Origin of the sequence: Mycolicibacterium tusciae (assembly GCF_002086795.1) — a bacterium.
Taxonomy (GTDB): Bacteria; Actinomycetota; Actinomycetes; order Mycobacteriales; family Mycobacteriaceae; genus Mycobacterium; species Mycobacterium tusciae.
In genome coordinates this window covers 1-25,038 of record NZ_MVIM01000002.1, presented here as the reverse complement: position 1 = coordinate 25,038, position 25,038 = coordinate 1, and the positions used below count along the sequence as shown (strand labels likewise).

Here is a 25,038-nt window from a genome sequence, read left to right as displayed (position 1 = left end):
CAGGGTTGGTCACGTCTTGGGTCGGCGTGATGGAGGTGACGGGGTGACCCTGGATAGTTCAGCAGCGAGCCTGGCCCGTCACCTCCGCCCCAGCCTGAGCGATGCACGAGCGATGCTTTACGAACACGGTTAAGGCCGGGAGGGATAAGTCTTCCTAGCTCGGCGCGCCTAACCGCCGTAGAGGTGTCGGGGCCTGCCTCTAAAGTGCCCGCGCGGCGTCACGAAGTGTTGCGCTGACGAGCTGGCAAGCCAACAAACACCGGCGAAACCCCTGGTCAGATGGTGCCCCCGGCAGGATTCGAACCTGCGGCCTTCTGCTCCGGAGGCAGACGCTCTATCCCCTGAGCTACGGGGGCGCACGGGTGTGAACCTGCGCCAACGGGCGTCGACAGCCTAACGCATCGGAAGCACCGGAAACCGATTCGGGGCCTGACCACGTCAGACCATAGGATGGACCCTCGTGACCCCAGCCGACTTGGCCGAGCTGCTCAAGACCACCGCGGCCGCGGTGCTTTCCGAGCACGGACTCGACAGCGCCGCGCTACCGGACACGGTCACCGTCGAGCGCCCGCGCAACCCCGAGCACGGCGATTACGCCACGAATCTGGCCCTCCAGCTGGGCAAAACGGTCGGCACGAACCCACGCGAGCTGGCCGGCTGGTTGGCGGCCGCGCTGGCGCAGACCGACGGGATCGCCGCCGCCGACGTCGCGGGGCCCGGCTTCGTCAATCTGCGTCTCGACGCCTCCGCCCAGGGCGTGATCGTCAACAACATCCTCGTCGCGGGCGCGGACTACGGTCACTCCGACGAGCTGAAGGCCCAGAGCATCAACCTGGAGTTCGTCTCGGCGAATCCGACGGGGCCGATCCACATCGGCGGCACCCGCTGGGCCGCTGTCGGCGACGCGCTGGGCCGGCTGCTCTCGACGCAGGGCGCGTCCGTCTTACGCGAGTACTACTTCAACGACCACGGCGCCCAGATCGACCGGTTCTCCAACTCGCTGATCGCGGCGGCCAAGGGTGAGCCGACGCCCGAGGACGGGTACGCCGGCGAATACATCAAAGACATTGCCGCACAAGTGGTCGCCAAGGAACCCGACGTCCTGAGCCTGACCGACCACGAAATGCGGGAGACCTTCCGTGCCATCGGGGTCGACCTGATGTTCAGTCATATCAAGTCCTCATTGCACGAGTTCGGCACGGACTTCGACGTCTACACCCACGAAGACTCGATGCACACGTCGGGGCGCGTCGAGCAGGCGATCGCCAAGCTGCGCGACGCGGGCAAGGTGTACGAGAAGGACGGCGCAGTCTGGTTGCGCACCACCGACTTCGGCGACGACAAGGACCGCGTCGTCATCAAGAGCGACGGTGCGCCGGCCTACGTCGCCGCCGACATCGCCTATTACCTCGACAAGCGCGAGCGCGGCTTCGACCTGTGCATCTACATGCTCGGCGCCGACCACCACGGTTACATCGCCCGGCTCAAGGCCATCGCGTCCTCGCTGGGTGAGGATCCCGCCACGGTCGAGGTGCTGATCGGGCAGATGGTCAACCTGGTCCGCGACGGCCAGCCGGTGCGGATGAGTAAGCGCGCCGGCACGGTGATCACGCTCGACGACCTTGTGGACGCGATCGGCGTCGACGCCGCCCGGTACTCGCTGATCCGCTCCTCGGTGGACACCCCCATCGACATCGATCTGGCGTTGTGGTCGTCGGCGTCCAACGAAAACCCGGTCTACTACGTGCAATACGCGCACGCACGGCTCTCTGCCCTGGCTCGGAACGCCGCCGAGCTCGGTCTTGTCGCGAGCACCCAGCATCTCGAGGTGCTGACGCACGATAAAGAGGGCGTGCTGATCCGCAACCTTGGCGAGTTCCCCCGTGTGCTGAAAACCGCTGCGACTCTGCGTGAACCGCACCGCGTCTCCCGTTACCTCGAAGACTTGGCCGGTGACTATCACCGGTTCTACGACTCGTGCCGCGTGTTGCCCCAGGGTGACGAAGCGCCGAACGATCTGCATTCCGCGCGCCTGGCGCTGTGCGAGGCCACACGCCAGGTCATCGCCAACGGTCTGGGCATCCTCGGCGTGAGCGCTCCGGAGCGGATGTGATCGCCCACCCGGCCGGACCACGGCACGCCGAAGAAATCCACCATGGTGGTGCGCCGCCGCGTCCGCTCTCGGCGGCCGAGGTCTTGCTGCTCGCGCCGAATGTCTGGCCGCGCAACACGGTTCGCGGTGACGACGGCGTGGTATCTATCGCCGGAGTGTCCGTCGCGGACATCGCCGCGCAGTTCGGCACTCCGACGTTCGTGATCGACGAGGACGACTTCCGGTCGCGATGCCGGGAGATCGCTGCGGCATTCGGCGGCGGTCACAACGTGCGCTACGCCGCCAAGGCCTTCATGTGCTCCGAGGTGGCCCGCTGGATCGCTGAAGAGGGGTTGTCCCTCGACGTCGCGACCGGCGGCGAGATGGCCGTCGCACTTCACGCCGGCTTTCCCGCTGACCGGATTGCGTTGCACGGCAACAACAAATCGGTCGAAGAGCTGACCGCCGCCGTCAATGCGGGCATCGAACACGTGGTCGTTGATTCGATGGTCGAGATCGAGCGGCTCGACGAAATCGCCGGAGCAGCGGGTGTCGTACAGGATGTCCTGGTCCGCGTCACCGTCGGCGTCGAGGCGCACACCCATGAATTCATCTCGACCGCGCACGAAGACCAGAAGTTCGGCCTGTCGCTGGCCAGTGGCGCGGCCCTGACCGCCGTGCGTCGGGTGTTCGCCACCGACCATCTGCGCTTGGTGGGTCTGCACAGCCACATCGGATCGCAGATTTTCGACGTCGCGGGCTTCGAGATCGCCGCGCATCGCGTCATCGGCCTGCTGCGCGACGTCGTTGCCGAGTTCGGCGTCGAGAAGACGTCGCAGATGTCGATCGTCGACCTCGGTGGGGGACTGGGCATTTCCTATCTGCCACAGGATGATCCGCCGCCGGTCGCCGAGCTGGCCGCCAAGCTGAGCGAAATCGTCCGTGAGGAGTCGGCGGCGGTCGGGCTGCCCACCCCCCAACTGGTCGTCGAGCCCGGTCGCGCGATCGCAGGTCCGGGCACCATCACGCTCTATCAGGTCGGCACCGTCAAGGATGTGGCGGTCGCAACCGACCGGTACCGCCGCTATGTCAGCGTCGACGGCGGCATGAGCGACAACATCCGTACCTCGTTGTATGGCGCTGAATACGACGTCCGCCTGATCTCGCGCGCCAGTGAGGGTTCGTCGATACTGGGTCGTGTCGTCGGAAAGCATTGCGAAAGTGGCGATATCGTCGTGCGCGACACGTGGGTGCCCGACGACATAAGGCCGGGCGATCTGCTTGGTGTCGCAGCCACCGGCGCCTACTGCTATTCGATGTCAAGCCGTTACAACCTCATCGGCCGCCCAGCGGTCGTGGCCGTGCGCGACGGGCAAGCCCGCCTAATTCTGCGCCGGGAAACGGTCGACGATCTACTCAGTCTGGAAGTGAGGTAAGCAAATGAGCACCGAGGAAAAGCCCATCGGCGTAGCGGTCTTGGGTTTCGGCAACGTGGGTAGCCAGGTCGTCCGCATCATCGAGGAGAGTGCGCAGGACCTCGCGGCCCGCATCGGTGCACCCTTGGTGCTCCGTGGCATCGGGGTGCGCCGCGTCGCCGACGACCGAGGCGTGCCGGTCGAGATGCTGACCGACAACATCGACGAACTCGTGTCGCGAGACGACGTCGACATCGTCGTCGAGCTGATGGGGCCGGTCGAACCCGCGCGCAAGGCCATCCTGTCCGCTCTCGAGCAGGGCAAGTCCGTCGTCACCGCCAACAAGGCGCTGATGGCCGTCTCCACCGGCGAATTGGCCCAGGCCGCCGAACACGCCCACGTCGACCTGTATTTCGAGGCGGCCGTGGCCGGTGCGATCCCCGTCATCCGTCCGCTGACCCAATCGCTCGCGGGTGACACCGTGATCCGGGTCGCCGGCATCGTGAACGGCACCACTAACTACATCCTCTCCGAGATGGACAGCACGGGCGCCGACTACACCGCGGCGCTGGCCGATGCGAGCGCGCTGGGCTATGCGGAGGCGGATCCGACCGCCGACGTCGAGGGATATGACGCCGCCGCCAAGGCTGCGATCCTCGCCTCGATCGCCTTCCACACCCGTGTCACCGCCGACGACGTGTACCGCGAGGGCATCACGAAGGTCACCTCGGCCGACTTCGTCTCGGCCCGCGCCCTCGGCTGCACGATCAAGCTGCTCGCGATTTGCGAGCGGCTGACCACTGACGAGGGACAGCAGCGGGTTTCGGCCCGCGTGTACCCGGCGCTGGTGCCCCTGACTCACCCCCTCGCCTCGGTCAACGGTGCCTTCAACGCGGTCGTCGTCGAGGCCGAGGCCGCGGGACGGCTGATGTTCTACGGCCAGGGTGCCGGTGGAGCGCCAACCGCCTCCGCGGTGCTGGGTGATCTGGTGATGGCCGCGCGAAACCGGGTGCAGGGTGGCCGAGGCCCGCGGGAGTCCAAGTACGCCAAGCTGCCGATCTCGCCGATCGGCTTCATCCCCACCCGGTACTACGTGAGCATGAATGTCGCCGATCGTCCCGGTGTGTTGTCAGCTGTGGCAGCCGAATTCGGTAAGCGTGAGGTCAGCATCGCCGAAGTGCGCCAGGAGGGCATGGTCGACCCAGAAGGCCAACGGTGCGGCGCGCGCATCGTCGTCGTCACCCACCAAGCGACCGACGCCGCACTGTCCGAAACCGTCGAGGCGCTGGCCGACCTCGATGTGGTGGAGGGCATCAACAGCGTGCTTCGACTGGAAGGAACCAGCGAATGAGCGATGAGCCGCTTGCGCGACGAGCAGTGAGCACAGTCCCGCCGAAGGGCGTTCATCAGCCCTGGCCCGGGCTGATTGCCGCGTATCGGGATCGCCTTCCGGTCGAGGACAGCTGGACACCGATCACCCTGCACGAGGGCAATACGCCGCTGCTGCCCGCACCTCGGCTGTCCGAATTGACCGGCTGCACCGTGCATTTGAAGGTCGAGGGCCTCAACCCGACGGGTTCGTTCAAGGACCGCGGTATGACGATGGCCGTCACCGAGGCCGTCGCTCGCGGCCAGAAGGCGGTGCTTTGCGCGTCCACCGGCAACACCTCCGCGTCGGCGGCTGCCTACGCGGCCAGGGCGGGTATCACCTGCGCCGTGCTGATCCCCCAGGGCAAGATCGCGATGGGCAAGCTCGCCCAAGCCGTCATGCACGGCGCGAAGATCATCCAGATCGACGGCAACTTCGACGATTGCCTCGAACTGGCGCGCAAGCTGACCAACGACTACCCGACGGTGTCGCTCGTCAACTCGGTCAACCCGTTCCGCATCGAGGGGCAGAAGACCGCCGCATTCGAGATCATCGACGCACTCGGCGCCGCACCGGACGTGCATTCCCTACCCGTGGGCAACGCGGGGAACATCACCGCGTACTGGAAGGGCTACCGGGAGTACCACCGCGACGGGATTTCCGACCGACTGCCACGCATGTTGGGCACGCAGGCCGCGGGCGCCGCACCCCTGGTGCTCGGCGAGCCGGTGACCAATCCCGAGACGATCGCCACGGCCATCCGGATCGGCTCACCCGCGTCGTGGACGACGGCTGTCGAGGCCCAGGAGCAGTCCGACGGCCGTTTCGTCGCCGCCACCGACGAGGAGATCCTCGCCGCCTATCACCTGGTGGCCCGCACCGAGGCCGTGTTCGTCGAGCCCGCCTCGGCCGCAAGCATCGCCGGGCTGCTCAAGTCGATCGAGGATGGCTGGGTCGCCAAAGGCTCGACGGTGGTGTGCACTGTCACCGGCAACGGCCTCAAGGATCCCGACACGGCGCTCAAAGGCATGCCGGTCGTGACCCCGCTACCAGTCGACGCGTCAGCCGTGGTCGAGATGCTGGGTCTGGTCTAGCAGGTGCCCTTGTGACGCAGACTCTGCCCGTCGGTCTGACGGCCACCGCCGTCGTTGCGGCCTCGAGCGCAAACCTGGGTCCGGGCTTCGACAGCCTCGGCCTGGCATTGAGCCTGTACGACGAGATCGTCGTGGAAGTCACCGAATCCGGCCTCGTCGTCGAAGTCGAGGGCGAGGGTGCAGGGCAGGTCCCCCTGGACTCGTCGCATCTGGTCGTGCGCGCGATCGAGCACGGGCTGCAGAGCACAGGGTTTCAGGTCGCCGGTCTAAAGGTCATCTGCCGCAACGACATTCCGCATTCCCGAGGTCTCGGCTCGTCGGCTGCGGCGGTCGTCGGCGGGCTCGCCGTCGTCAACGGCCTTGTGACGCAGGTGGGTTCGGAGCCGCTGAGCGACGCCGAGTTGATCCAGCTGGCGAGTGAGTTCGAGGGACACCCCGACAACGCGTCCGCGGCGGTGCTCGGCGGGGCAGTGGTGTCGTGGACCGAACACGAAGGCGTGTTGCCGCGCTACTCGGCGGTGCCGATCCAGCTGCATCCGGACATCCATCTGTTTCCCGCGATCCCCGAAGAGCGCTCCTCGACGGCCGAAACGCGGGTCTTGCTCCCGGAGCACGTCAGCCACACCGATGCCCGGTTCAATCTGAGCCGCGCCGCACTGCTGGTGGTGGCGCTGACGCAGCGCCCCGACCTGTTGATGGAGGCCACCGAAGACGTCTTGCACCAGCCGCAGCGAGCCGCCGCCATCCCGCGGTCTGCGGAATACCTGCAGATCCTCCGGCGTTGTCAGGTGTCAGCGGCGCTGTCGGGAGCCGGACCTGCGGTTATCGCATTTAGTACGCAATCGGAGTTGCCGGCGAAAGCCGTTGAATATGGCATCGCGAACGGGTTCACCGTCAGTGAGATGAGAGTCGGCGAGGGCGTGCGATGGACATCGGGCGTTGTTGCCCGGACTTGATCTGTGTTGGGTCGCACCGACAACAGCAGTCACATCCGAACCAGTGTCGTTCTTGCTTCCAGCACAGAAGCGGGTTATTCTCGCTCTCGTCCAGCAATTGCAGCGTCTCTGCCTGCGTCGACACTAGGACGACCACTCTTCTTTCAGGTGCTCATCTCGTGGACTGACGGTTCGCCGGTTTGCGGCGAATCCCGGCGATCACTGTTGCAGAGGCAATGGTGGGACCCCCGCGTTCAGCGGATTAGCTGAACGCACGAACCCCCGCATGACTTGATCAGCGAGGGAAAGAAAGGAAATCCGTGACCGAAACGGACCTGATCACGGCTGGCGGTAGCAGCGAAAACGACCAGCTGCCGAGCCCCGTGAATTCAGACATCTCGACTCCCGCGGCCGAGGAGGCGTCCAACAGCACGCCCACCGCGGAAACCGCACCGACCGCCGACGTAGCGTCCGGCAACCGTGCAGGCTCACTATCGACGATGGTGCTGCCCGAACTGCGGGCACTGGCCAAGCAGATCGGCGTCGAGGGCGCCTCCGGAATGCGCAAGAGCGACTTGGTCGCCGCCATCCGTGAGCGTCGCGGCGAATCCAACGGCACGACCGCCAAGGCCGCCGATGTCGCCCCAGCAGAGCCCGCCGCTGAGACGGCGACCGCCTCTGAGACGACTACCGAGGCCGGCGAGCAGACCGAGCAACAGCGCCCACGCCGTGAGCGTCGCGGCGCTTCGCGCGGATCGGGCGCCCCGAGCGGCTCGGATCAGTCCGCACAGGGCCGTCAGGATGCGAAGCAAGACACCGCCGAGCAGCCCGCCAAACAGCGCGACAAGTCCGAAAGCGACAAGTCCGACGGCGGTAGGTCGGACGGCGACAAGGCCGATGGCGGCGACCAGCAGGGCGGTCAGCAAAACCGCAACCAGAACCGCAACAACCAGAACAACCAGAACAACCAGAACGACAACGACGACGACGGTGAGGGGCGCGGGGGTCGCCGGGGTCGCCGGTTCCGTGACCGTAGGCGCCGTGAGCGCGGCGGTGAAGGTGGCGGCGGTCAAGACCGCGACACCGAGTTGCGCGAGGACGATGTCGTGCAACCCGTTGCCGGCATCCTCGACGTGCTCGACAACTACGCGTTCGTCCGCACCTCGGGCTACCTGGCCGGCCCCAACGACGTGTACGTGTCCATGAACATGGTTCGCAAGAACGGTCTGCGCCGCGGCGACGCGGTGACCGGCGCCGTCCGCGTGCCCAAAGAGGGCGAAGGTGGCGGTCAGAATCCGCGACAGAAGTTCAATCCGCTCGTGCGGTTGGACACGGTCAACGGTGGACCCGTTGAGGACGCCAAGAATCGCGACGAGTTCACCAAGCTGACCCCGCTGTACCCGAACCAGCGGCTGCGCCTGGAGACGACATCGGAGAAGCTGACGACCCGTCTGATCGACCTGATCATGCCGATCGGCAAGGGCCAGCGTGCGCTGATCGTGTCGCCGCCCAAGGCCGGTAAGACCACGATCATGCAGGACATCGCCAACGCGATCACCAAGAACAATCCGGAATGCCACCTGATGGTCGTGCTCGTCGACGAGCGTCCGGAAGAGGTCACCGACATGCAGCGCTCTGTCAAGGGCGAGGTCATCGCCTCGACCTTCGACCGCCCGCCGTCAGACCACACTCAGGCTGCCGAGCTCGCGATCGAGCGCGCCAAGCGGCTCGTCGAGCAGGGCAAGGATGTCGTCGTGCTGCTCGACTCGATCACCCGACTGGGCCGCGCCTACAACAACGCGTCGCCGGCCTCGGGCCGGATCCTGTCCGGTGGTGTCGACTCGACCGCGCTGTATCCGCCCAAGCGGTTCCTCGGTGCGGCCCGCAACATCGAGTTCGGTGGTTCTCTGACGATCATTGCCACCGCCATGGTGGAGACCGGTTCGACCGGTGACACGGTGATCTTCGAGGAGTTCAAGGGCACCGGCAACGCCGAGCTCAAGCTCGACCGCAAGATCGCCGAGCGACGCGTGTTCCCGGCTGTCGACGTCAACCCGTCGGGCACCCGTAAGGACGAGCTGCTGCTCTCGGCTGATGAGTTCGCCATCGTGCACAAGCTGCGCCGCGTGCTCTCGGGCCTCGACCCGCACCAGGCCATCGACTTGCTGATGAGCCAGCTGCGCAAGACCAAGAACAACTACGAGTTCCTGGTTCAGGTCTCCAAGACCGCGCCCGGCTCCGCGGACGGCGACTAACACCAGCGATCTGGACGTGCCCGGTCACCCTCGGCGGGACCAGGCACGCCGAAATCACACGGCGGGGTCGGCTTTCAGGCCCGGCATCACGTAGCGGCGCACCTGCACCAGCAGAGCGTCGGAGTTTTCCGGGTCGAGCGTGTCGCCAGGCACCGTTGCCAGCGAAATCAGTACGCGGGCAACCCATTCCGACGCTTCGGCAATGTCGATGTCGGGATGGATCTCGCCGCGCTCACGGGCGGCGATGAGGTAGCGCGACCAGAAATCCGCCAGGTCGGGCACCAGCCCCTGGACACCTGCACCCGCACAAGCCGCGAACTCCTCGGGCTCCTCCATCCGCAGCTTCATCAGCAGCGCACCCGGATCGTCGTATGCGGTGCGGGCGTGCCGGATGCCCAGCGCCATCTGGCGGTCCAGACCCTCGACCTGCTCCAGCATCGCGTGCGCGTCCGACCAGTACGCTTCGTTCAACCGCACAATCGCCGCGCCGAGCAGTGTGACCTTGTCCGGGAAGTGGCGGTACAACCAGCCGCGGGATACCCCGGCGACCTCGGCCACCTCGGACACCGTGGTCGCGCGGATCCCCTTCGCACGCATGCAGATCTCCGCCGCGTCGGTCAGTCGATCGCGAACGTTCTTGGTGGCAGTGCCGGTCGTCACCTGGGCATTGTGGCACGGTAGACAGACTCACAGATCTGTTCAGCCGCAGAGGTCACGCCAGAGCGGCGCGAGGAATAGCGACCCCGTCGCGTGCGTTTAGGCCATTGGCGGTTGACCTGGCATAATGGCGCCGACACCCTCGGTTCCGGTTCACGCCGATACCTCCTGGTCAACGGAGGGGCGACCCGGTGCCCACGATTGAAGAGGAAACGATGAAATCAGGCATTCATCCTGACTACGCCGACACCACGGTGATCTGCGGCTGCGGCAACACGTTCACTACCCGCAGCACCAAGAAGGGCGGCCAGATCCACGTCGAGGTCTGCTCGCAGTGCCACCCCTTCTACACCGGCAAGCAGAAGATCCTCGACAGCGGCGGCCGTGTGGCGCGCTTCGAGAAGCGCTACGGCAAGCGCAAGGCCGGCGCCGATAAGGCTGCGGACAACTAGCTGTCTTCCCGACGCCCGATGCTGCGCACGAGCGCAGCCCGGGCGTCGGTTTGCGTTTGGCGGAAGGACCGAGGGAGTGCACTGCGGGTAAGGAGGAGGACATGGCCGACACGGCACCCGTGATCGAGGCATTGCTCGCCGAGCACGCCGACCTCGAGCGCCAGCTCTCCGATCCCAACCTGCATGCGGACGCGTCTGCCGCGCGCAAGGTCGGCCGCCGGTTCGCCCAGGTTTCGCCGATCGTCGCGACCTACCGCAAGCTCGAGGCTGCCCGCGGCGATCTCGACGCCGCACGGGAACTGGGCGCCGACGACGAGTCGTTCGCCGCCGAGGTGCCCGAACTGGAAGCCGTCGTCGAGCAGCTCGACACCCAGCTGACCGATCAGCTCTCACCCCGCGACCCGCACGACGCCGACGACATCGTCCTCGAGGTGAAGTCCGGTGAGGGAGGCGAGGAATCGGCATTGTTCGCCGCCGACCTGGCGCGGATGTACATCCGCTATGCCGAGCGGCACGGCTGGACCGTCGAGGTTCTCGACGAGACCTACTCGGACCTCGGCGGCTACAAGGACGCGACGCTGTCGATCCGAAGCAAGGGAACCCCGGCCGACGGGGTGTGGTCGCGCCTCAAGTTCGAGGGCGGCGTGCACCGTGTGCAGCGGGTTCCGGTGACCGAGTCGCAGGGCCGCGTGCACACGTCGGCCGCGGGCGTGCTCGTCTACCCCGAACCCGAAGAGGTCGAGGAAGTCCAGATCGACGAATCCGATCTGCGCATCGACGTGTACCGGTCCTCGGGCAAGGGCGGCCAGGGTGTCAACACCACCGACTCGGCGGTGCGCATCACGCATCTGCCCACCGGCATCGTCGTCACCTGCCAGAACGAGCGCAGCCAGCTGCAGAACAAGGCGCGCGCGCTGCAGGTGCTTGCCGCCCGGCTGCAGGCACTCGCCGAGGAGCAGGCGCAGGCCGACGCGTCGGCGGACCGGGCCAGCCAGATCCGCACCGTCGACCGCAGTGAGCGGATCCGTACCTACAACTACCCCGAGAACCGGATCGCCGATCACCGGATCAACTTCAAGGCGCACAACCTCGACCAGGTCCTCGACGGCGACCTCGATGCCCTGTTCGACGCGCTGGCCACCGCCGACAAGCAGTCCCGGCTTCAGCGAGCATGACCCGGCCCGGCCGGGTGCGAGCATCCGCCAACATCCGTCAGGCGATCGATGGCGCGGCGTCGGCACTGGCGCGGGCGGGAGTCGGATCGCCACGGGCTGACGCGGAACTGCTTGCCGCATTTGCCGCCGGTGTGGAGCGCGGACGGTTGGCATTCGTCGACCCCGGCTCGGACTTCTACGAAACCTATGAGGGCCTCGTCGCCGAGCGCGTCAGCCGCAAGCCGCTTCAGCACATCGTCGGAACCGCGGCGTTCGGTCCCGTCACCGTCCATGTCGGTCCTGGTGTTTTCACACCGCGGCCAGAAACCGAAGCGATGCTGGAATGGACTTTTGCACAACAGCTTTCGCTGAACCCGGTGATCGTCGATCTGTGCACCGGTAGCGGTGCGCTGGCGTTGGCGCTTTCGAAGTTCTGGCCCGCGGCCCGCATTGTCGCCGTCGACGACTCGCAGAGCGCGCTCGAGTATGCGACGCGCAATCTCGCAGGCGCCGGGGGCGTCGAACTGCTGCGCGCCGACGTCACGGAATCGGGCTTGCTTCCCGACCTCGACGGCTCGGTGGATCTGCTCGTCGCCAACCCGCCCTACATTCCCGACGGCGCGGATCTGGAACCCGAAGTCGCCGAACATGATCCACCGCACGCGCTGTTCGGCGGGCCGGACGGGATGGAGGTCATCGAAGCCATCGCCGACCTCGCTGGGCGATGGCTGCGTGCCGGCGGGCTCTGCGCCGTCGAGCACGACGACACCACCGCGGCGCGGACCGTCGAAGCGTTCGCCAGGACAGGGCGATTCGAGGACGTCACCAGCCGCTTCGACCTGACGGGTCGGCCCCGCTTCGTCACTGCAGTCCGGAACCGGTGAGAAACTGGACTTCATGACGGAGATGTTCGACTGCCTCGATGAGCAGACGCGGGCGATCGGTATCGCCTCGGCCGTCAGCGCGGTCAAGGGCGGCAGTCTGGTGGTGATGCCGACCGACACCGTCTACGGCATCGGCGCCGACGCGTTCGACAGCGAGGCCGTTTCGGCTCTACTGTCGGCCAAGGGTCGCGGTCGCGACATGCCCGTCCCGGTGCTCGTCGGGTCCTGGCACACGATCGAGGGGCTGGTGTACTCCGTCCCGAACACCGCCCGCGAACTCATCCGCGCCTTCTGGCCTGGTGCCCTCAGTCTCGTGGTGCGGCAGGCGCCGTCACTGCAATGGGACCTAGGCGACGCGCACGGCACCGTCATGGTGCGCATGCCGCTGCACCCGGTGGCCATCGAGCTGCTACGCGCGGTCGGGCCGATGGCGGTGTCGAGCGCGAACATCTCGGGTCAGCCCCCCGCCGTCACCGCGAAAGACGCGCGCGACCAACTCGGCGACCTCGTCGAGGTCTACCTCGACGCCGGACCGTCGCAGCAGCAGGCGGCGTCGACGATCGTGGACCTGACCGGTGCACATCCCAAGGTGCTGCGCCAGGGGCCGGTCACCGTCGACGCGGTGGCGAAAGTGCTCGGCGTCGACGCGGCGACGTTGACGGACTGATCCGGGGCGACCTGAAGCAACATGGCATACGGTTCATCGGTGATCTACGCGGCAGACAGTCTGCTGGCGCTCAACGATCGCGGTGCAGGCGTCCCGCTTCGCGAGCTCGCGCTGGTCGGACTCACCGCAGCGATCATCACCTATTTCGCTACGGGATGGGTGCGCGTCATCGCCCGCCGTCTCGGGGCGGTGGCCTATCCGCGCGAACGCGACGTTCATCTGCAGCCGACGCCGCGGATGGGCGGGCTGGCGATGTACGTCGGCGTGGTCTGCGCCGTGCTGCTGGCGTCGCAGCTTCCGGCGCTCACCCGTGGGTTCGTGTACTCGTCGGGAATGCCCGCAGTCGTGGTCGCCGGCGGGCTCATCATGGCGATCGGTCTGATCGACGACAGATGGGGACTGGATGCACTGACGAAGTTCGCCGGCCAGATCACCGCGGCCAGTGTGCTTGTCACGATGGGCGTCGCGTGGAGCGTGCTCTACATCCCCGGTGTCGGCACCATCGTGCTCGACCAGGTGTCGTCGATCCTGCTGACGCTGGCGCTGACCGTCGCGATCGTCAACGCCATGAACTTCGTCGACGGGCTGGACGGCCTCGCCGCAGGCCTTGGCCTGATCACCGCATCGGCCATCTGCATCTTCTCGATCGGGCTGCTGCGCGATCACGGCGGCGATGTCCTGTTCTATCCGCCTGCCGTGATCTCGGTGGTGCTCGCCGGAGCATGCCTGGGATTCCTGCCGCACAACTTCCACCCCGCCAAAATCTTCATGGGCGACTCGGGTTCGATGCTGATCGGCCTGATGCTCGCCGCGGCCTCGACGACGGCCGCGGGACCGATATCTCAGACCGCATACGGCGCCCGCGATGTGTTCGCCTTGCTGTCGCCGTTCCTGTTGGTGGTTGCCGTGCTGTTCGTGCCAGCGCTGGACATGCTGTTGGCGATCGTGCGGCGCACCCGCGCGGGTCGCAGCCCGTTCAGCCCCGACAAGATGCACCTGCACCACAGGCTGCTTCACATCGGTCATTCGCACCGGCGGGTGGTGCTGCTGATCTACTTGTGGGTGGGCATCATCGCGGTCGGCGCCGCCAGCACGATTTTCTTCGATCCGCGCTACACCGGTGCCGTCATGCTGGCAGCGATTCTGGTCGCGATCGTGGTTACTCTCATCCCGCTGTTGCGCCGCCGAGACGGTCAACCAGATGAACTGTACGACAAAAAGTAGTAGACGTCTTTTATGGCTCTCACCATGTGTTAGGGTGCAGTCAGAACCCGAAAAACCTCGCGGGTTGCCGGCCTCCGGGCCATCGGTGAGCCACCGATCGGCGCGGAACAACGACCGACAAAGGGAGCGACCCCAGGGTGATTCCAGTGGGCCCGATGCACTCCGATACGCTCGGGGCGCCACTCACAGAAATCATTTGGCAACTTCCTCTGACCGCGGGATTGAGGTGAAGCAGTGACGACGCCAGGGCATGACGCGCCGTTGGTGTTTCCGTCGGTTGCGTTCCGGCCATTGCGGCTGCTCATCGTCTGCGTGGCGCTCACCGCCGTCGCGGTCGCCGCGGCCTGGTTCACCGGCCATCCGTTCTTCGGTGTTTTCTTCGGTGTCGGACTGGGTCTCGGTTTGCTCAACGCCCTCTTGGTGAAGCGGGCGGTGGAGTCGATCACCGCTGAGGAACACCCGCTGAAGAAGAAGATGGCGCTGAACTCGGCGGCGAGGTTGCTTGTGATCACCGCGATCGCGCTCACCATCGCCTTCGTCTTCAGGACCAACGGCGGGCTCGGGGTGGTGTTCGGACTTGCGATCTTCCAGGCGCTACTGGTGATGAGCACCAGCATTCCGGTGATGAAGAAGATCCGAAGCGACGGTCTGGATTACGTGGACACGGATTCGAAGGGTTGAGCGGGCTTTCATGAACTGGGCTACGACAGGGACGTCGGAGATCATTCTCGCGGCCGAAGAGGGCGGCGGTGGCGCCGTCATTCACGTCGGCCATCACACGATGGTGTTCGAGCTGTTCGGCATGACCTTCAATGGCGACACCATCATGGCGACCGGCATCACCGCGCTGATTGTCATCGCCCTTGCGTTCGTGCTTCGCGCCAAGGTCACGTCGACCGGCGTTCCCGGTGGCGTGCAGCTGTTCTGGGAGGCGCTGACCATCCAGATGCGCAATCAGATCGAGAGCGCCATCGGCATGAAGGTGGCGCCCTTTGTCCTGCCGCTGGCCATCGCGATCTTCGTCTTCATCCTCATCTCCAACTGGCTCGCGGTGCTGCCGTTGCAGTACGGCGGAGCCGACGGCGCTGCGGCCGAGCTCTACAAGGCGCCCGCCTCAGACATCAACTTCGTGCTCGCGCTCGCCCTGTTCGTGTTCGTCTGCTATCACGCCGCCGGATTCTGGCGCCGCGGCCCCCTCGGCCACCCGCTGAAGGTGATCAAGGGTCACGTCGCGCTGCTGGCGCCGATCAACATCGTCGAGGAACTCGCCAAGCCGATCTCGTTGGCACTGCGACTTTTCGGCAACATCTTCGCCGGCGGCATCCTGGTGGCGCTGATCGCAATGTTCCCCTGGTACATCCAGTGGGCGCCCAACGCGATCTGGAAGACCTTCGACCTGTTCGTCGGCCTCATCCAGGCGTTCATCTTCTCGCTGCTGACGATCCTGTACTTCAGCCAATCGATGGAGCTCGACGACGACCATCACTGACCGGTAGTCCGAAACAACTGAATCTTGTAGCACCAACGACCACGAACTCTGGCGGAGGCCGCCAGTTATCAAGGAGGATAAAGGAAATGGATCCAAACGCCCTCATCACCGCTGGCGCTCTGATCGGCGGTGGATTGATCATGGGTGGCGGCGCCATCGGTGCCGGTATCGGTGACGGCATCGCGGGTAACGCGTTGATCGCCGGCATCGCACGTCAGCCCGAGGCTCAGGGCCGGCTGTTCACACCGTTCTTCATCACCGTCGGTCTGGTCGAGGCGGCCTACTTCATCAACCTGGCGTTCATGGCGCTGTTCGTCTTCGCCACGCCGGGTGCGTCGTAGTTCGACAGCATGACCGAACTGACCACGACGATCCTCGCCGCGGAAGAAGGCGGGGGACAGAGCAACTTTCTGGTCCCCAACGGCACCTTCTTCGCGGTGCTGCTCATCTTCCTGATCACCCTCGCGGTGATCTGGAAATGGGTGGTGCCGCCGGTCGGCAAGGTGCTCGCCGCACGGGAAGCCATGCTGGCGAAGACGGCGGCCGACAACCGCAAGTCGGCTGAGCAGCTCGCGGCCGCACAAGCCGACTACGACGAGAAGATGGCCGGCGCGCGCAGTGAGGCGTCGGCCATCCGCGACCAGGCTCGTACGTCGGGGCGCAAGGTCATCGACGAGAAGCGCGCGGAGGCCAATGGCGAGGTCGCCAGCACCCTGCAGGACGCCGAACAGCGGCTGTCGGCGCAGGGTGCGGCAACTCAGACCGAGCTGTACTCCTCGGTCGACGGGCTGTCCGCCACGCTCGCCAGCAAGATTCTCGGCGTCGACGTGAAACCAGGTGGGAAGCAATAGATGTCGACTTTCATCGGCCAGCTGATCGGCTTCGCGGTCATCGTCTTCATCCTCATGAAGTGGGTTGTCCCGCTGGTGCGCGACATGATGCGCAAGCAGCAGGACGCTATCCGTGCCGCCCTCGAAGAGAGCGCCGAGGCGGCGAAGAAACTCGAAGACGCCGACGCGATGCACGCCCGCGCGGTCGAGGATGCCAAAGCCGAATCGGCGAAGGTGACCGACGAGGCGCGGCATGATTCCGAGCGCATCGCCGCCCAGCTGCAGGAGCAGGCGGGTACCGACGCCGAGCGGATCAAGGCCCAAGGCGAACAGCAGGTCCATCTGCTGCGTCAGCAGACCATCCGGCAGCTTCGTAATGGCCTGGGCGAGGGTGCCGTGCAAAAGGCCGCCGATCTGGTGCGTGCGCACGTTGCCGATCCCGCAGCCCAGGCCTCGACGGTCGATCGCTTCATCGACGACCTCGACGGCATGTCCTCGTCGACCGCGACCATCGAAACCGGGGCATCGGTCAGGCTGCGTGCTGCCAGCAGGCAGGCGATGGCCGCACTGACCGAAGAGTTCGACAACGTGGCGGGCCGACTGCGCGAACCCGGTCTCACCACGCTCGCCGACGAACTTACTTCTGTGGTCAGGCTCCTCGTGGCCCAGCCGGGCTTGACAAAGCACCTCGCAGAACCGAGCGACAACTCGCACGCCAAGATGACTCTGATCGAGCGGCTGTTCTCGGGCGAGGTGGACAGCCACACGCTGGAGCTCTTGCGGACGGCGGTATCTCAGCGCTGGTCGGCCGACGCCGACCTTCTTGTAGGCATCGAACACATCGCACGGCTGGCGCTGCTGAAGCTCGCGGAAGTCAACGGTGAGGTCGACGAGGTGGAGGATCAGCTGTTCCGGTTCGGGCGCATCCTCGATTCCCAGCCGAAGCTGACCTCGCTGCTGAGCGACTACACCATTCCTGCGGACCGTCGAGTCGCCTTGCTGGACAAGGTGCTCGAAAGCGACGACGTCAACCAGACGGCCAAGGCTCTGCTCAAGCAGACCGTGACGTTGCTGCGCGGCGAACGTGCTGATGAGGCCGTCGTCGACCTGGCCGAATTGGCTGTCGCACGGCGAGGGGAGATCGTGGCCCACGTGACCGCCGCGGCCGACCTCTCCGATGCGCAACACACCCGGCTGAGCGAGGTGCTCACCCGGATCTACGGGCACCCAGTGGCCGTGCAGTTGCACGTCGACCCAGATCTGCTCGGCGGGCTCTCCATCACCGTCGGCGACGAGGTGATCGACGGCTCGATCGCCTCTCGGCTGGCGGCTGCCGAGAGCCAGCTGCCGGACTGACCGAACACAACTAGACCACCCGTTAACGCTAGGTAGGAAGACGAAAAACCATGGCAGAGTTGACCATCTCCGCTGCTGACATCGAAGGTGCCATCGAGGATTACGTATCCTCGTTTTCCGCCGACACCGAGCGGGAAGAGATCGGCACCGTCATCGATGCAGGCGACGGTATTGCCCACGTCGAGGGCCTCCCCTCCGTCATGACGCAGGAGCTCCTCGAGTTCCCCGGCGGCGTGCTCGGGGTGGCGCTGAACCTCGACGAGCACAGCATCGGCGCCGTGATCCTCGGCGACTTCGAGAAGATCGAAGAGGGCCAGCAAGTCAAGCGCACCGGCGACGTGCTTTCGGTGCCGGTTGGTGATGCCTTCCTCGGACGCGTCATCAACCCCCTCGGAGACCCGATCGACGGACAGGGCGACATCGAGTCCGACACCCGTCGCGCGCTCGAGCTGCAGGCGCCGTCTGTGGTTCAGCGCCAGGGCGTCTCGGAGCCGCTGCAGACTGGCATCAAGGCCATCGACGCCATGACACCGATCGGGCGCGGCCAGCGTCAGCTGATCATCGGCGACCGCAAGACCGGCAAGACCGCTGTCTGCGTCGACACCATCCTCAACCAGCGTGAGGCGTGGGAGACGGGTGACCCCGGGCAGCAGGTGCGCTGCGTCTACGTCGCGATCGGCCAGAAGGGCACCACGATCGCAAGTGTGAAGCGTGCCCTCGAAGACGGTGGCGCGATGGAGTACACCACCATCGTCGCGGCACCGGCCTCCGACGCCGCCGGCTTCAAATGGCTTGCGCCCTACACCGGTTCGGCCATCGGTCAGCACTGGATGTACGACGGCAAGCACGTGCTCATCGTGTTCGACGACCTGTCCAAGCAGGCCGACGCCTACCGCGCGATCTCGCTGCTGCTGCGTCGCCCGCCGGGCCGCGAGGCCTTCCCCGGCGACGTGTTTTACCTCCACTCGCGGCTCCTGGAGCGTTGCGCGAAGCTGTCCGATGAACTGGGTGGTGGCTCGATGACCGGCCTGCCGATCATCGAGACCAAGGCCAACGACATCTCGGCCTTCATCCCGACCAACGTCATCTCGATCACCGACGGACAGTGCTTCCTGGAGTCCGACCTGTTCAACCAGGGCGTGCGTCCGGCCATCAACGTCGGTGTTTCGGTGTCCCGAGTCGGCGGCGCTGCTCAGATCAAGGCAATGAAGGAGGTCGCCGGTTCGTTGCGCCTCGAGCTTTCGCAGTACCGCGAACTCGAGTCCTTCGCCGCCTTCGCCTCGGATCTCGATGCGGCCTCCAAGGCGCAGCTCGACCGCGGCGCCCGCCTGGTGGAGCTGCTCAAGCAGCCCCAATACTCGCCGTACTCAGTCGAGGATCAGGTTGTGTCGATCTACCTCGGCACCGGTGGTCACCTGGATTCGGTTCCGATCGAAGACGTCTCGCGCTTCGAGCAGGAATTGCTCGAGCATGTCAGGGCGTCCCACGACGGCATCCTCAAGGGGATCCGGGAGACCAAGAAGCTCTCCGAGGAGGACGAGAAGAAGCTCTCCGACGTCATCAACGAGTTCAAGAAGGGCTTCTCGGCAAGCGACGGCAGCTCGGTCGTGGTGAACGAGGCCGACGCAGAGGCCATGGACGAAGAAGACGTGGAGAAAGAAACCGTCAAGGTCCGCAAGGCCGGCAAGAAGTAAGACACCGAAAGGGTCTGGAGAACCTAGATGGCTGCAACACTGCGCGAGCTACGTGGGCGCATCCGTTCCGCGGGGTCGATCAAGAAGATCACCAAGGCCCAGGAACTGATCGCCACGTCGCGGATCGCCAAGGCGCAGGCGCGAGTCGAGGCCGCTCGGCCTTTTGCGACCGAGATCACCAGCATGCTCACTGAACTCGCCAGCGCCAGCGCGCTGGACCACCCGTTGCTGGTCCAACGGGACAACCCGAAGCGAGCGGCTGTGTTGGTGGTGTCGTCGGATCGTGGTCTCTGCGGTGCCTACAACGCCAACGTGCTGCGCCAGTCCGAGGAACTGTTCGCGCTGTTGCGTGAAGAGGGCAAGAGCCCGGTGCTCTACACGGTCGGCCGTAAGGCGTTGGGCTACTACAGCTTCCGGCAGCGTGAGGTGACGGAATCGTGGACGGGATTCTCTGAGCGGCCCACCTACGAGCAAGCGCGTGAGATCGCCGACACCCTGGTGACAGCGTTCATGTCCGGTGCCGACGACGATGACGATGACCCCGGCGAGGACGGCATCCTCGGAGTCGACGAACTGCACATCGTGTTCACCGAGTTCAAGTCGATGCTTTCGCAGAGCGCGGTGGCGCGACGCATCGCGCCGATGGTGGTCGAGTACGTGGAAGACGAGTCGCCCGAAGACGGTCCGCACACGCTGTTCTCGTTCGAGCCTGACCCGGAGACGTTGTTCGACGCGCTGCTACCGCGCTACGTCGCGACTCGCGTCTACGCCGCGCTGCTGGAAGCAGCCGCGTCGGAATCGGCGTCTCGGCGCCGAGCGATGAAGTCCGCCACCGATAACGCCGACGACTTGATCAAGGACCTCACCTTGATGGCGAACCGTGAACGTCAGGCGCAGATCACCCAGGAAATCAGCGAGATCGTCGGCGGCGCCAACGCGCTGGCCGACGCCAAGTAAGCCCCGTAGGAAGCGAAGAGAGATATGACTGCTACCGCAGAAAAGACCGCAGGCCGGGTAGTCCGCATCACGGGTCCGGTTGTCGACGTGGAGTTTCCGCGCGGCTCCGTCCCTGAGTTGTTCAACGCGTTGCACGCCGAGATCACCTACAAGGAGATGGCCAAGACGTTGACGCTGGAGGTCGCGCAGCACCTTGGGGATAACCTCGTGCGCGCCATCTCGATGCAGCCGACCGATGGTCTGGTGCGTGGTGTCGAGGTGACCGACACCGGAGCGTCGATCTCGGTGCCTGTCGGTGACGGCGTGAAGGGCCACGTATTCAACGCGCTTGGCGACTGCCTCGACGAGCCCGGCTACGGCGAGGACTTCGATCACTGGTCGATCCACCGCAAGCCGCCGGCCTTCGCTGACCTCGAGCCTCGTACCGAGATGCTGGAGACCGGCCTCAAGGTCGTCGACCTGCTGACCCCCTACGTGCGTGGCGGCAAGATCGCCCTGTTCGGTGGTGCCGGCGTGGGTAAGACGGTGCTCATCCAGGAGATGATCAACCGCATCGCCCGCAACTTCGGTGGTACCTCGGTGTTCGCCGGCGTCGGTGAGCGCACCCGTGAGGGCAACGACCTATGGGTCGAGTTGGCGGACGCCGACGTGCTCAAGGACACCGCGCTGGTGTTCGGTCAGATGGACGAGCCGCCCGGCACCCGTATGCGGGTCGCGTTGTCGGCGCTGACCATGGCGGAGTACTTCCGCGACGAGCAGGGCCAGGACGTTCTTCTGTTCATCGACAACATCTTCCGGTTCACCCAGGCGGGCTCGGAGGTGTCCACGCTGCTCGGCCGTATGCCGTCGGCCGTCGGTTACCAGCCCACCCTGGCCGACGAGATGGGCGAGCTGCAGGAGCGGATCACCTCAACCCGCGGTAAGTCGATCACCTCGATGCAAGCTGTGTACGTGCCCGCCGACGACTACACCGACCCGGCGCCGGCGACCACGTTCGCGCACCTCGATGCCACCACGGAGCTCTCGCGTGCGGTGTTCTCGAAGGGCATCTTCCCGGCGGTGGACCCGCTGGCGTCGAGCTCGACGATCCTCGACCCAGCGGTCGTAGGTGACGAGCACTACCGGGTTGCGCAGGAAGTCATCCGAATCCTGCAGCGCTACAAGGACCTTCAGGACATCATCGCCATCCTTGGTATCGACGAGCTCGCCGAAGAGGACAAGCAGCTGGTGCAGCGCGCCCGCCGTATCGAGCGCTTCCTGAGTCAGAACATGATGGCGGCCGAGCAGTTCACGGGCCAGCCTGGTTCGACGGTGCCGTTGAAGGAGACCGTCGAGGCATTCGACAAGCTATCGAAGGGCGACTTCGACCACCTGCCCGAGCAGGCGTTCTTCCTCATCGGCGGCCTGGATGATCTGGCGAAGAAGGCCGAAAGCCTTGGCGCCAAGATCGATAAGGGCAGCAGTGGGGGCTCGTCGAAGAAGGACGACAAGAAGGACGACGAGAAGGCCGACGATTCCGACGACTCCAAGAGCGAGGACGCCTAGCTCATGGCCGAAATGACCGTAGAGATCGTCGCCGTCGAGCGCGAGCTCTGGTCGGGTGAGGCCTCGTTCGTTTTCACCCGAACCACCGCCGGTGAGATCGGCATCCTGCCGCATCACATCCCGCTGGTGGCTCAGCTCGTGGACGACGCGATGGTGCGCGTCGAGCGCGAAGGCGAAGACGATCTGAGGATCGCGGTTGACGGTGGATTTCTCTCGGTCACCGAGGAGACGGTTCGGATCCTCGTCGAGAACGCCGAGTTCGAGTCAGAGATCAACGGCGACAGCGCAAAGCAGGACTCCGAGTCTGACGACGAGCGCACCGCGGCCTGGGGCAGAGCGCGCTTGCGCGCTCTAGGCCAGATCGACTAGCCAGCCGATGAGCGTGTCCATGTTCGTCATGGTCGCGCTGATTGGCGTGCTGCTGGCGGCCGTCGCCATGATGTGTTACCGGTTGTGGAAGCTTCGGCAGGTCGGCGGTACAGCCGCGATCTTGCGTGATGTTCCTGCCGTTGGTGGGCACGGGTGGCGGCACGGCGTAATGCGGTATCGCGGTGGGGAAGCCGGCTTCTATCGGCTGTCCAGCATCCGGTGGTGGCCCGATCGCACGCTGAGCCGGCGAGGGTTGGAGATCGTGTCACGGCGTGCCCCCCGGGGTGACGAGTTCGACATCATGACAGACGAAATCGTGGTCCTCGAGCTGCGAGACTCCAGCCCCGAGCGCCGACGCGGCTATGAGGTGGCATTGGATCGAGGCGCGTTGACGGCCTTCTTGTCGTGGGTCGAGTCGAGGCCGTCGCCACGCGCACGACGTCGCACGTCTTAACCTGTTGCGGGACCTGGTTTGTCTCTCATCCGCCCGGTTTCCAAAGTACATCGCCGTCGGGGTTGGCTGCCCTGGACAGAATGAACAGCAGGTCCGAGAGCCGGTTGAGGTACTTGGCCGGTAGCACGCTGACGGTTTCACCGTGCGTTTCTACCGCAACCCACGCCGACCGTTCGGCCCGCCGCGTCACGGTTCGGGCGACATGCAGCAACGCAGATAGCGGTGAACCGCCAGGCAGTACAAAGGAATTCAACGCAGGTAAATCCGCGTTGAATTCGTCGCACCACGCCTCGAGCCGGTCTATATAGCTCTGCGAGATCCGCAGCGGTGGATGTTCGGGGTTCTCGACCACCGGCGTGGACAGGTCCGCACCTGCGTCGAAGAGATCGTTCTGAATCTGCCTGAGAACCTTGAGAACTTGGTCACTGGGGTTCCCCAAAGAGACCGCCACGCCGATGGCTGCGTTGGTTTCGTCACAGTCGGCGTAGGCCGCGAGCCGGGCGTCATTCTTTGACACCCTGCTGAAATCGCTGAGTCCAGTGGTTCCGTCATCACCCGTCCGCGTGTAGATACGGGTCAGATGAACTGCCATGTGGAAACCGTACCGGAGAAGGTGGCTGGAAAGCTGTCGGGAAACTGACACGGCCCACGGCGCTGTTTACACTGACCCGCGTGAGCGAGCGATTCGTGGTGACCGGTGGAAACCGGTTAGCAGGCGAAGTTGCCGTCGGGGGGGCAAAGAATAGTGTTCTGAAGCTGATGGCTGCATCGCTGCTGGCAGAGGGCACCAGCACGATCACGAACTGTCCCGACATCCTTGACGTGCCGCTAATGGCCGAGGTGCTGCGCGGCCTCGGCGCGACCGTCGAGCTCGAGGGCGACGTCGTGCGGATCACCTCGCCCGATGAACCCAAGTACGACGCGGATTTCGCCGCGGTCCGTCAGTTCCGGGCATCAGTATGTGTGCTCGGCCCGCTGGTTGGGCGCTGCAAACGCGCGAAGGTTGCCCTGCCCGGCGGCGATGCGATCGGATCGCGGCCGCTGGACATGCATCAGGCCGGACTTCGTCAGCTGGGTGCGCGATGCAATATCGAACACGGTTGCGTTGTCGCCGAGGCGGATCACCTGCGAGGCGCAGAGATTCAGCTGGAGTTCCCGTCGGTAGGTGCCACCGAGAACATCTTGATGGCGGCGGTCCTCGCCGAGGGTGTCACGACCATTCACAACGCCGCGCGTGAGCCCGACGTCGTCGATCTGTGCACGATGCTCAGCCAGATGGGCGCGCAGATCTCGGGGGCGGGCACGTCGACCATGACGATCACGGGGGTCGACCGCCTGCATCCGACCGAGCACCGGGTCATCGGGGACCGCATCGTGGCGGCGACATGGGGTATTGCGGCCGCCATGACCCGCGGGGACATCTCCGTCACCGGTGTCGACCCACAGCATCTGCAGTTGGTGCTGCACAAGCTTCACGATGCCGGCGCGACCGTCACCCAGGACGACAACGGGTTCCGGGTGGTCCAGTACGAGCGGCCGAAGGCGGTCAATGTCGCCACGCTGCCGTTTCCGGGCTTCCCGACGGACCTGCAACCGATGGCCATCGGCTTGGCGTCCATCGCCGACGGCACCTCGATGATCACCGAGAACGTCTTCGAGGCGCGGTTCCGCTTTGTCGAGGAAATGATCCGGCTGGGCGCCGACGCCCGCACAGACGGTCACCACGCCGTGATACGGGGGATACGGCAGTTGTCCAGCGCTCCGGTGTGGTCGTCGGACATCCGTGCAGGCGCCGGGTTGGTCCTGGCCGGGCTGGTCGCCGACGGCGACACCGAAGTCCACGACGTGTTCCACATCGACCGTGGTTACCCGCTGTTCGTGGAGAATTTGACCAGCCTTGGGGCGGAGATCGAGCGCATCGCGTAGGGCTCGGAGGCCCGGGTTTGGGACTGGGTCGTTTAGGGCGTACTATTTTCTCCAGAAGCCAAGGGCCCCAGTCCAAATGGATCGGCGGACCGGGTTTGACCTCTCTGACCACATGGAGTACAGTGGCAGGGTTGCCTGAAAACCGGGTGTGTTGTTTGAGAACTCAATAGTGTGTTTGGTGGTTTTTGTTTGTTGTTGTTTTTTGGTCTGCCTCTTTTTC

Annotated in this window: 24 protein-coding genes and 1 tRNA gene; 22 read left to right on the top strand and 3 right to left on the bottom strand. The window is 65.3% G+C overall.

Annotation, left to right across the window (positions count from 1 at the left end; translation table 11 throughout):
- Nucleotides 1-280: 280 nt before the first annotated feature.
- Nucleotides 281-356, bottom strand: a tRNA-Arg gene (locus BST47_RS03210).
- Between the two features lie 104 nt (nucleotides 357-460).
- On the opposite strand from BST47_RS03210, the gene argS reads away from it, so the two are divergent.
- The 6 genes from argS (at nucleotide 461) to rho (ending at nucleotide 9,160) form a co-directional block, all read left to right on the top strand.
- Nucleotides 461-2,113: an arginine--tRNA ligase gene (gene argS / locus BST47_RS03205; RefSeq protein ID WP_083123788.1), complete on the top strand. Its 1,653-nt coding sequence runs from the start codon at nucleotides 461-463 to the stop codon at nucleotides 2,111-2,113.
- Complete coding sequence (gene lysA, locus BST47_RS03200) at nucleotides 2,110-3,528, top strand: diaminopimelate decarboxylase (RefSeq protein ID WP_083123787.1); 1,419 nt, start codon at nucleotides 2,110-2,112, stop codon at nucleotides 3,526-3,528. The genes argS and lysA overlap by 4 nt, the downstream gene beginning before the upstream one ends.
- Before the next feature lie 4 nt (nucleotides 3,529-3,532).
- Nucleotides 3,533-4,858: a homoserine dehydrogenase gene (locus BST47_RS03195; RefSeq protein WP_083123786.1), complete on the top strand. Its 1,326-nt coding sequence runs from the start codon at nucleotides 3,533-3,535 to the stop codon at nucleotides 4,856-4,858.
- Nucleotides 4,855-5,970, top strand: coding sequence for a threonine synthase (thrC, locus tag BST47_RS03190; RefSeq protein WP_107528842.1), 1,116 nt, complete (start codon nucleotides 4,855-4,857; stop codon nucleotides 5,968-5,970). Before BST47_RS03195 ends, thrC begins: the two co-directional genes overlap by 4 nt.
- 11 nt (nucleotides 5,971-5,981) lie before the next feature.
- On the top strand, nucleotides 5,982-6,926 hold the full coding sequence (gene thrB, locus BST47_RS03185) for a homoserine kinase (RefSeq protein WP_083123785.1): 945 nt from the start codon (nucleotides 5,982-5,984) through the stop codon (nucleotides 6,924-6,926).
- A 299-nt stretch (nucleotides 6,927-7,225) separates the two neighbouring features.
- Nucleotides 7,226-9,160, top strand: coding sequence for a transcription termination factor Rho (gene rho / locus BST47_RS03180; protein WP_083123784.1), 1,935 nt, complete (start codon nucleotides 7,226-7,228; stop codon nucleotides 9,158-9,160).
- Nucleotides 9,161-9,214: 54 nt separating this feature from the next.
- Here the strand turns inward: rho and BST47_RS03175 are convergent, their stop codons facing one another.
- Nucleotides 9,215-9,820: a TetR/AcrR family transcriptional regulator gene (locus BST47_RS03175; RefSeq protein WP_083123783.1), complete on the bottom strand. Its 606-nt coding sequence runs from the start codon at nucleotides 9,818-9,820 to the stop codon at nucleotides 9,215-9,217.
- 212 nt (nucleotides 9,821-10,032) lie between these two features.
- On the opposite strand from BST47_RS03175, the gene rpmE reads away from it, so the two are divergent.
- The 15 genes from rpmE (at nucleotide 10,033) to BST47_RS03100 (ending at nucleotide 22,892) form a co-directional block, all read left to right on the top strand.
- Nucleotides 10,033-10,269 carry a 50S ribosomal protein L31 gene (gene rpmE, locus BST47_RS03170; protein ID WP_083124243.1) on the top strand — a complete coding sequence of 79 codons (237 nt, stop codon included), beginning with the start codon at nucleotides 10,033-10,035 and terminating at the stop codon, nucleotides 10,267-10,269.
- 101 nt (nucleotides 10,270-10,370) lie between these two features.
- Complete coding sequence (gene prfA / locus BST47_RS03165) at nucleotides 10,371-11,444, top strand: peptide chain release factor 1 (protein ID WP_083123782.1); 1,074 nt, start codon at nucleotides 10,371-10,373, stop codon at nucleotides 11,442-11,444.
- The gene (gene prmC, locus BST47_RS03160; protein ID WP_083123781.1) at nucleotides 11,441-12,307 is read left to right on the top strand and encodes a peptide chain release factor N(5)-glutamine methyltransferase; all 867 of its coding nucleotides are present in this window, start codon (nucleotides 11,441-11,443) and stop codon (nucleotides 12,305-12,307) included. Before prfA ends, prmC begins: the two co-directional genes overlap by 4 nt.
- Before the next feature lie 13 nt (nucleotides 12,308-12,320).
- Nucleotides 12,321-12,974 carry an L-threonylcarbamoyladenylate synthase gene (locus tag BST47_RS03155; RefSeq protein WP_083123780.1) on the top strand — a complete coding sequence of 218 codons (654 nt, stop codon included), beginning with the start codon at nucleotides 12,321-12,323 and terminating at the stop codon, nucleotides 12,972-12,974.
- A 21-nt stretch (nucleotides 12,975-12,995) separates the two neighbouring features.
- Complete coding sequence (locus tag BST47_RS03150) at nucleotides 12,996-14,198, top strand: glycosyltransferase family 4 protein (RefSeq protein WP_083123779.1); 1,203 nt, start codon at nucleotides 12,996-12,998, stop codon at nucleotides 14,196-14,198.
- Between the two features lie 234 nt (nucleotides 14,199-14,432).
- Nucleotides 14,433-14,879 (top strand): ATP synthase subunit I, encoded by a 447-nt coding sequence (locus BST47_RS03145; protein WP_083123778.1) that lies wholly within the window; start codon nucleotides 14,433-14,435, stop codon nucleotides 14,877-14,879.
- Nucleotides 14,880-14,889: 10 nt separating this feature from the next.
- Nucleotides 14,890-15,687: a F0F1 ATP synthase subunit A gene (gene atpB / locus BST47_RS03140; protein WP_083123777.1), complete on the top strand. Its 798-nt coding sequence runs from the start codon at nucleotides 14,890-14,892 to the stop codon at nucleotides 15,685-15,687.
- 86 nt (nucleotides 15,688-15,773) lie between these two features.
- Nucleotides 15,774-16,028: a F0F1 ATP synthase subunit C gene (locus BST47_RS03135; RefSeq protein ID WP_014212097.1), complete on the top strand. Its 255-nt coding sequence runs from the start codon at nucleotides 15,774-15,776 to the stop codon at nucleotides 16,026-16,028.
- 9 nt (nucleotides 16,029-16,037) lie between these two features.
- On the top strand, nucleotides 16,038-16,538 hold the full coding sequence (locus BST47_RS03130; RefSeq protein WP_083123776.1) for a F0F1 ATP synthase subunit B: 501 nt from the start codon (nucleotides 16,038-16,040) through the stop codon (nucleotides 16,536-16,538).
- Nucleotides 16,539-17,873: a F0F1 ATP synthase subunit B/delta gene (locus tag BST47_RS03125; RefSeq protein ID WP_083123775.1), complete on the top strand. Its 1,335-nt coding sequence runs from the start codon at nucleotides 16,539-16,541 to the stop codon at nucleotides 17,871-17,873.
- Nucleotides 17,874-17,923: 50 nt separating this feature from the next.
- On the top strand, nucleotides 17,924-19,567 hold the full coding sequence (gene atpA / locus BST47_RS03120) for a F0F1 ATP synthase subunit alpha (protein WP_083123774.1): 1,644 nt from the start codon (nucleotides 17,924-17,926) through the stop codon (nucleotides 19,565-19,567).
- A gap of 27 nt (nucleotides 19,568-19,594) precedes the next feature.
- Nucleotides 19,595-20,524, top strand: a complete 930-nt coding sequence (locus BST47_RS03115) for a F0F1 ATP synthase subunit gamma (RefSeq protein ID WP_083123773.1) — start codon at nucleotides 19,595-19,597, stop codon at nucleotides 20,522-20,524.
- 24 nt (nucleotides 20,525-20,548) lie between these two features.
- The gene (gene atpD, locus BST47_RS03110; RefSeq protein WP_083123772.1) at nucleotides 20,549-22,069 is read left to right on the top strand and encodes a F0F1 ATP synthase subunit beta; all 1,521 of its coding nucleotides are present in this window, start codon (nucleotides 20,549-20,551) and stop codon (nucleotides 22,067-22,069) included.
- Nucleotides 22,070-22,072: 3 nt separating this feature from the next.
- The gene (locus tag BST47_RS03105) at nucleotides 22,073-22,438 is read left to right on the top strand and encodes a F0F1 ATP synthase subunit epsilon (protein ID WP_083123771.1); all 366 of its coding nucleotides are present in this window, start codon (nucleotides 22,073-22,075) and stop codon (nucleotides 22,436-22,438) included.
- 7 nt (nucleotides 22,439-22,445) lie between these two features.
- A complete protein-coding gene (locus tag BST47_RS03100) occupies nucleotides 22,446-22,892 on the top strand; it encodes a DUF2550 domain-containing protein (RefSeq protein WP_083123770.1) in 447 nt (148 codons plus the stop codon).
- Nucleotides 22,893-22,917: 25 nt separating this feature from the next.
- Here BST47_RS03100 and BST47_RS03095 read toward each other — a convergent pair whose 3' ends face one another.
- Nucleotides 22,918-23,484 carry a cob(I)yrinic acid a,c-diamide adenosyltransferase gene (locus BST47_RS03095; RefSeq protein ID WP_083123769.1) on the bottom strand — a complete coding sequence of 189 codons (567 nt, stop codon included), beginning with the start codon at nucleotides 23,482-23,484 and terminating at the stop codon, nucleotides 22,918-22,920.
- Nucleotides 23,485-23,564: 80 nt separating this feature from the next.
- On the opposite strand from BST47_RS03095, the gene murA reads away from it, so the two are divergent.
- The gene (gene murA, locus BST47_RS03090; protein ID WP_083123768.1) at nucleotides 23,565-24,818 is read left to right on the top strand and encodes a UDP-N-acetylglucosamine 1-carboxyvinyltransferase; all 1,254 of its coding nucleotides are present in this window, start codon (nucleotides 23,565-23,567) and stop codon (nucleotides 24,816-24,818) included.
- Nucleotides 24,819-25,038: the final 220 nt, after the last annotated feature.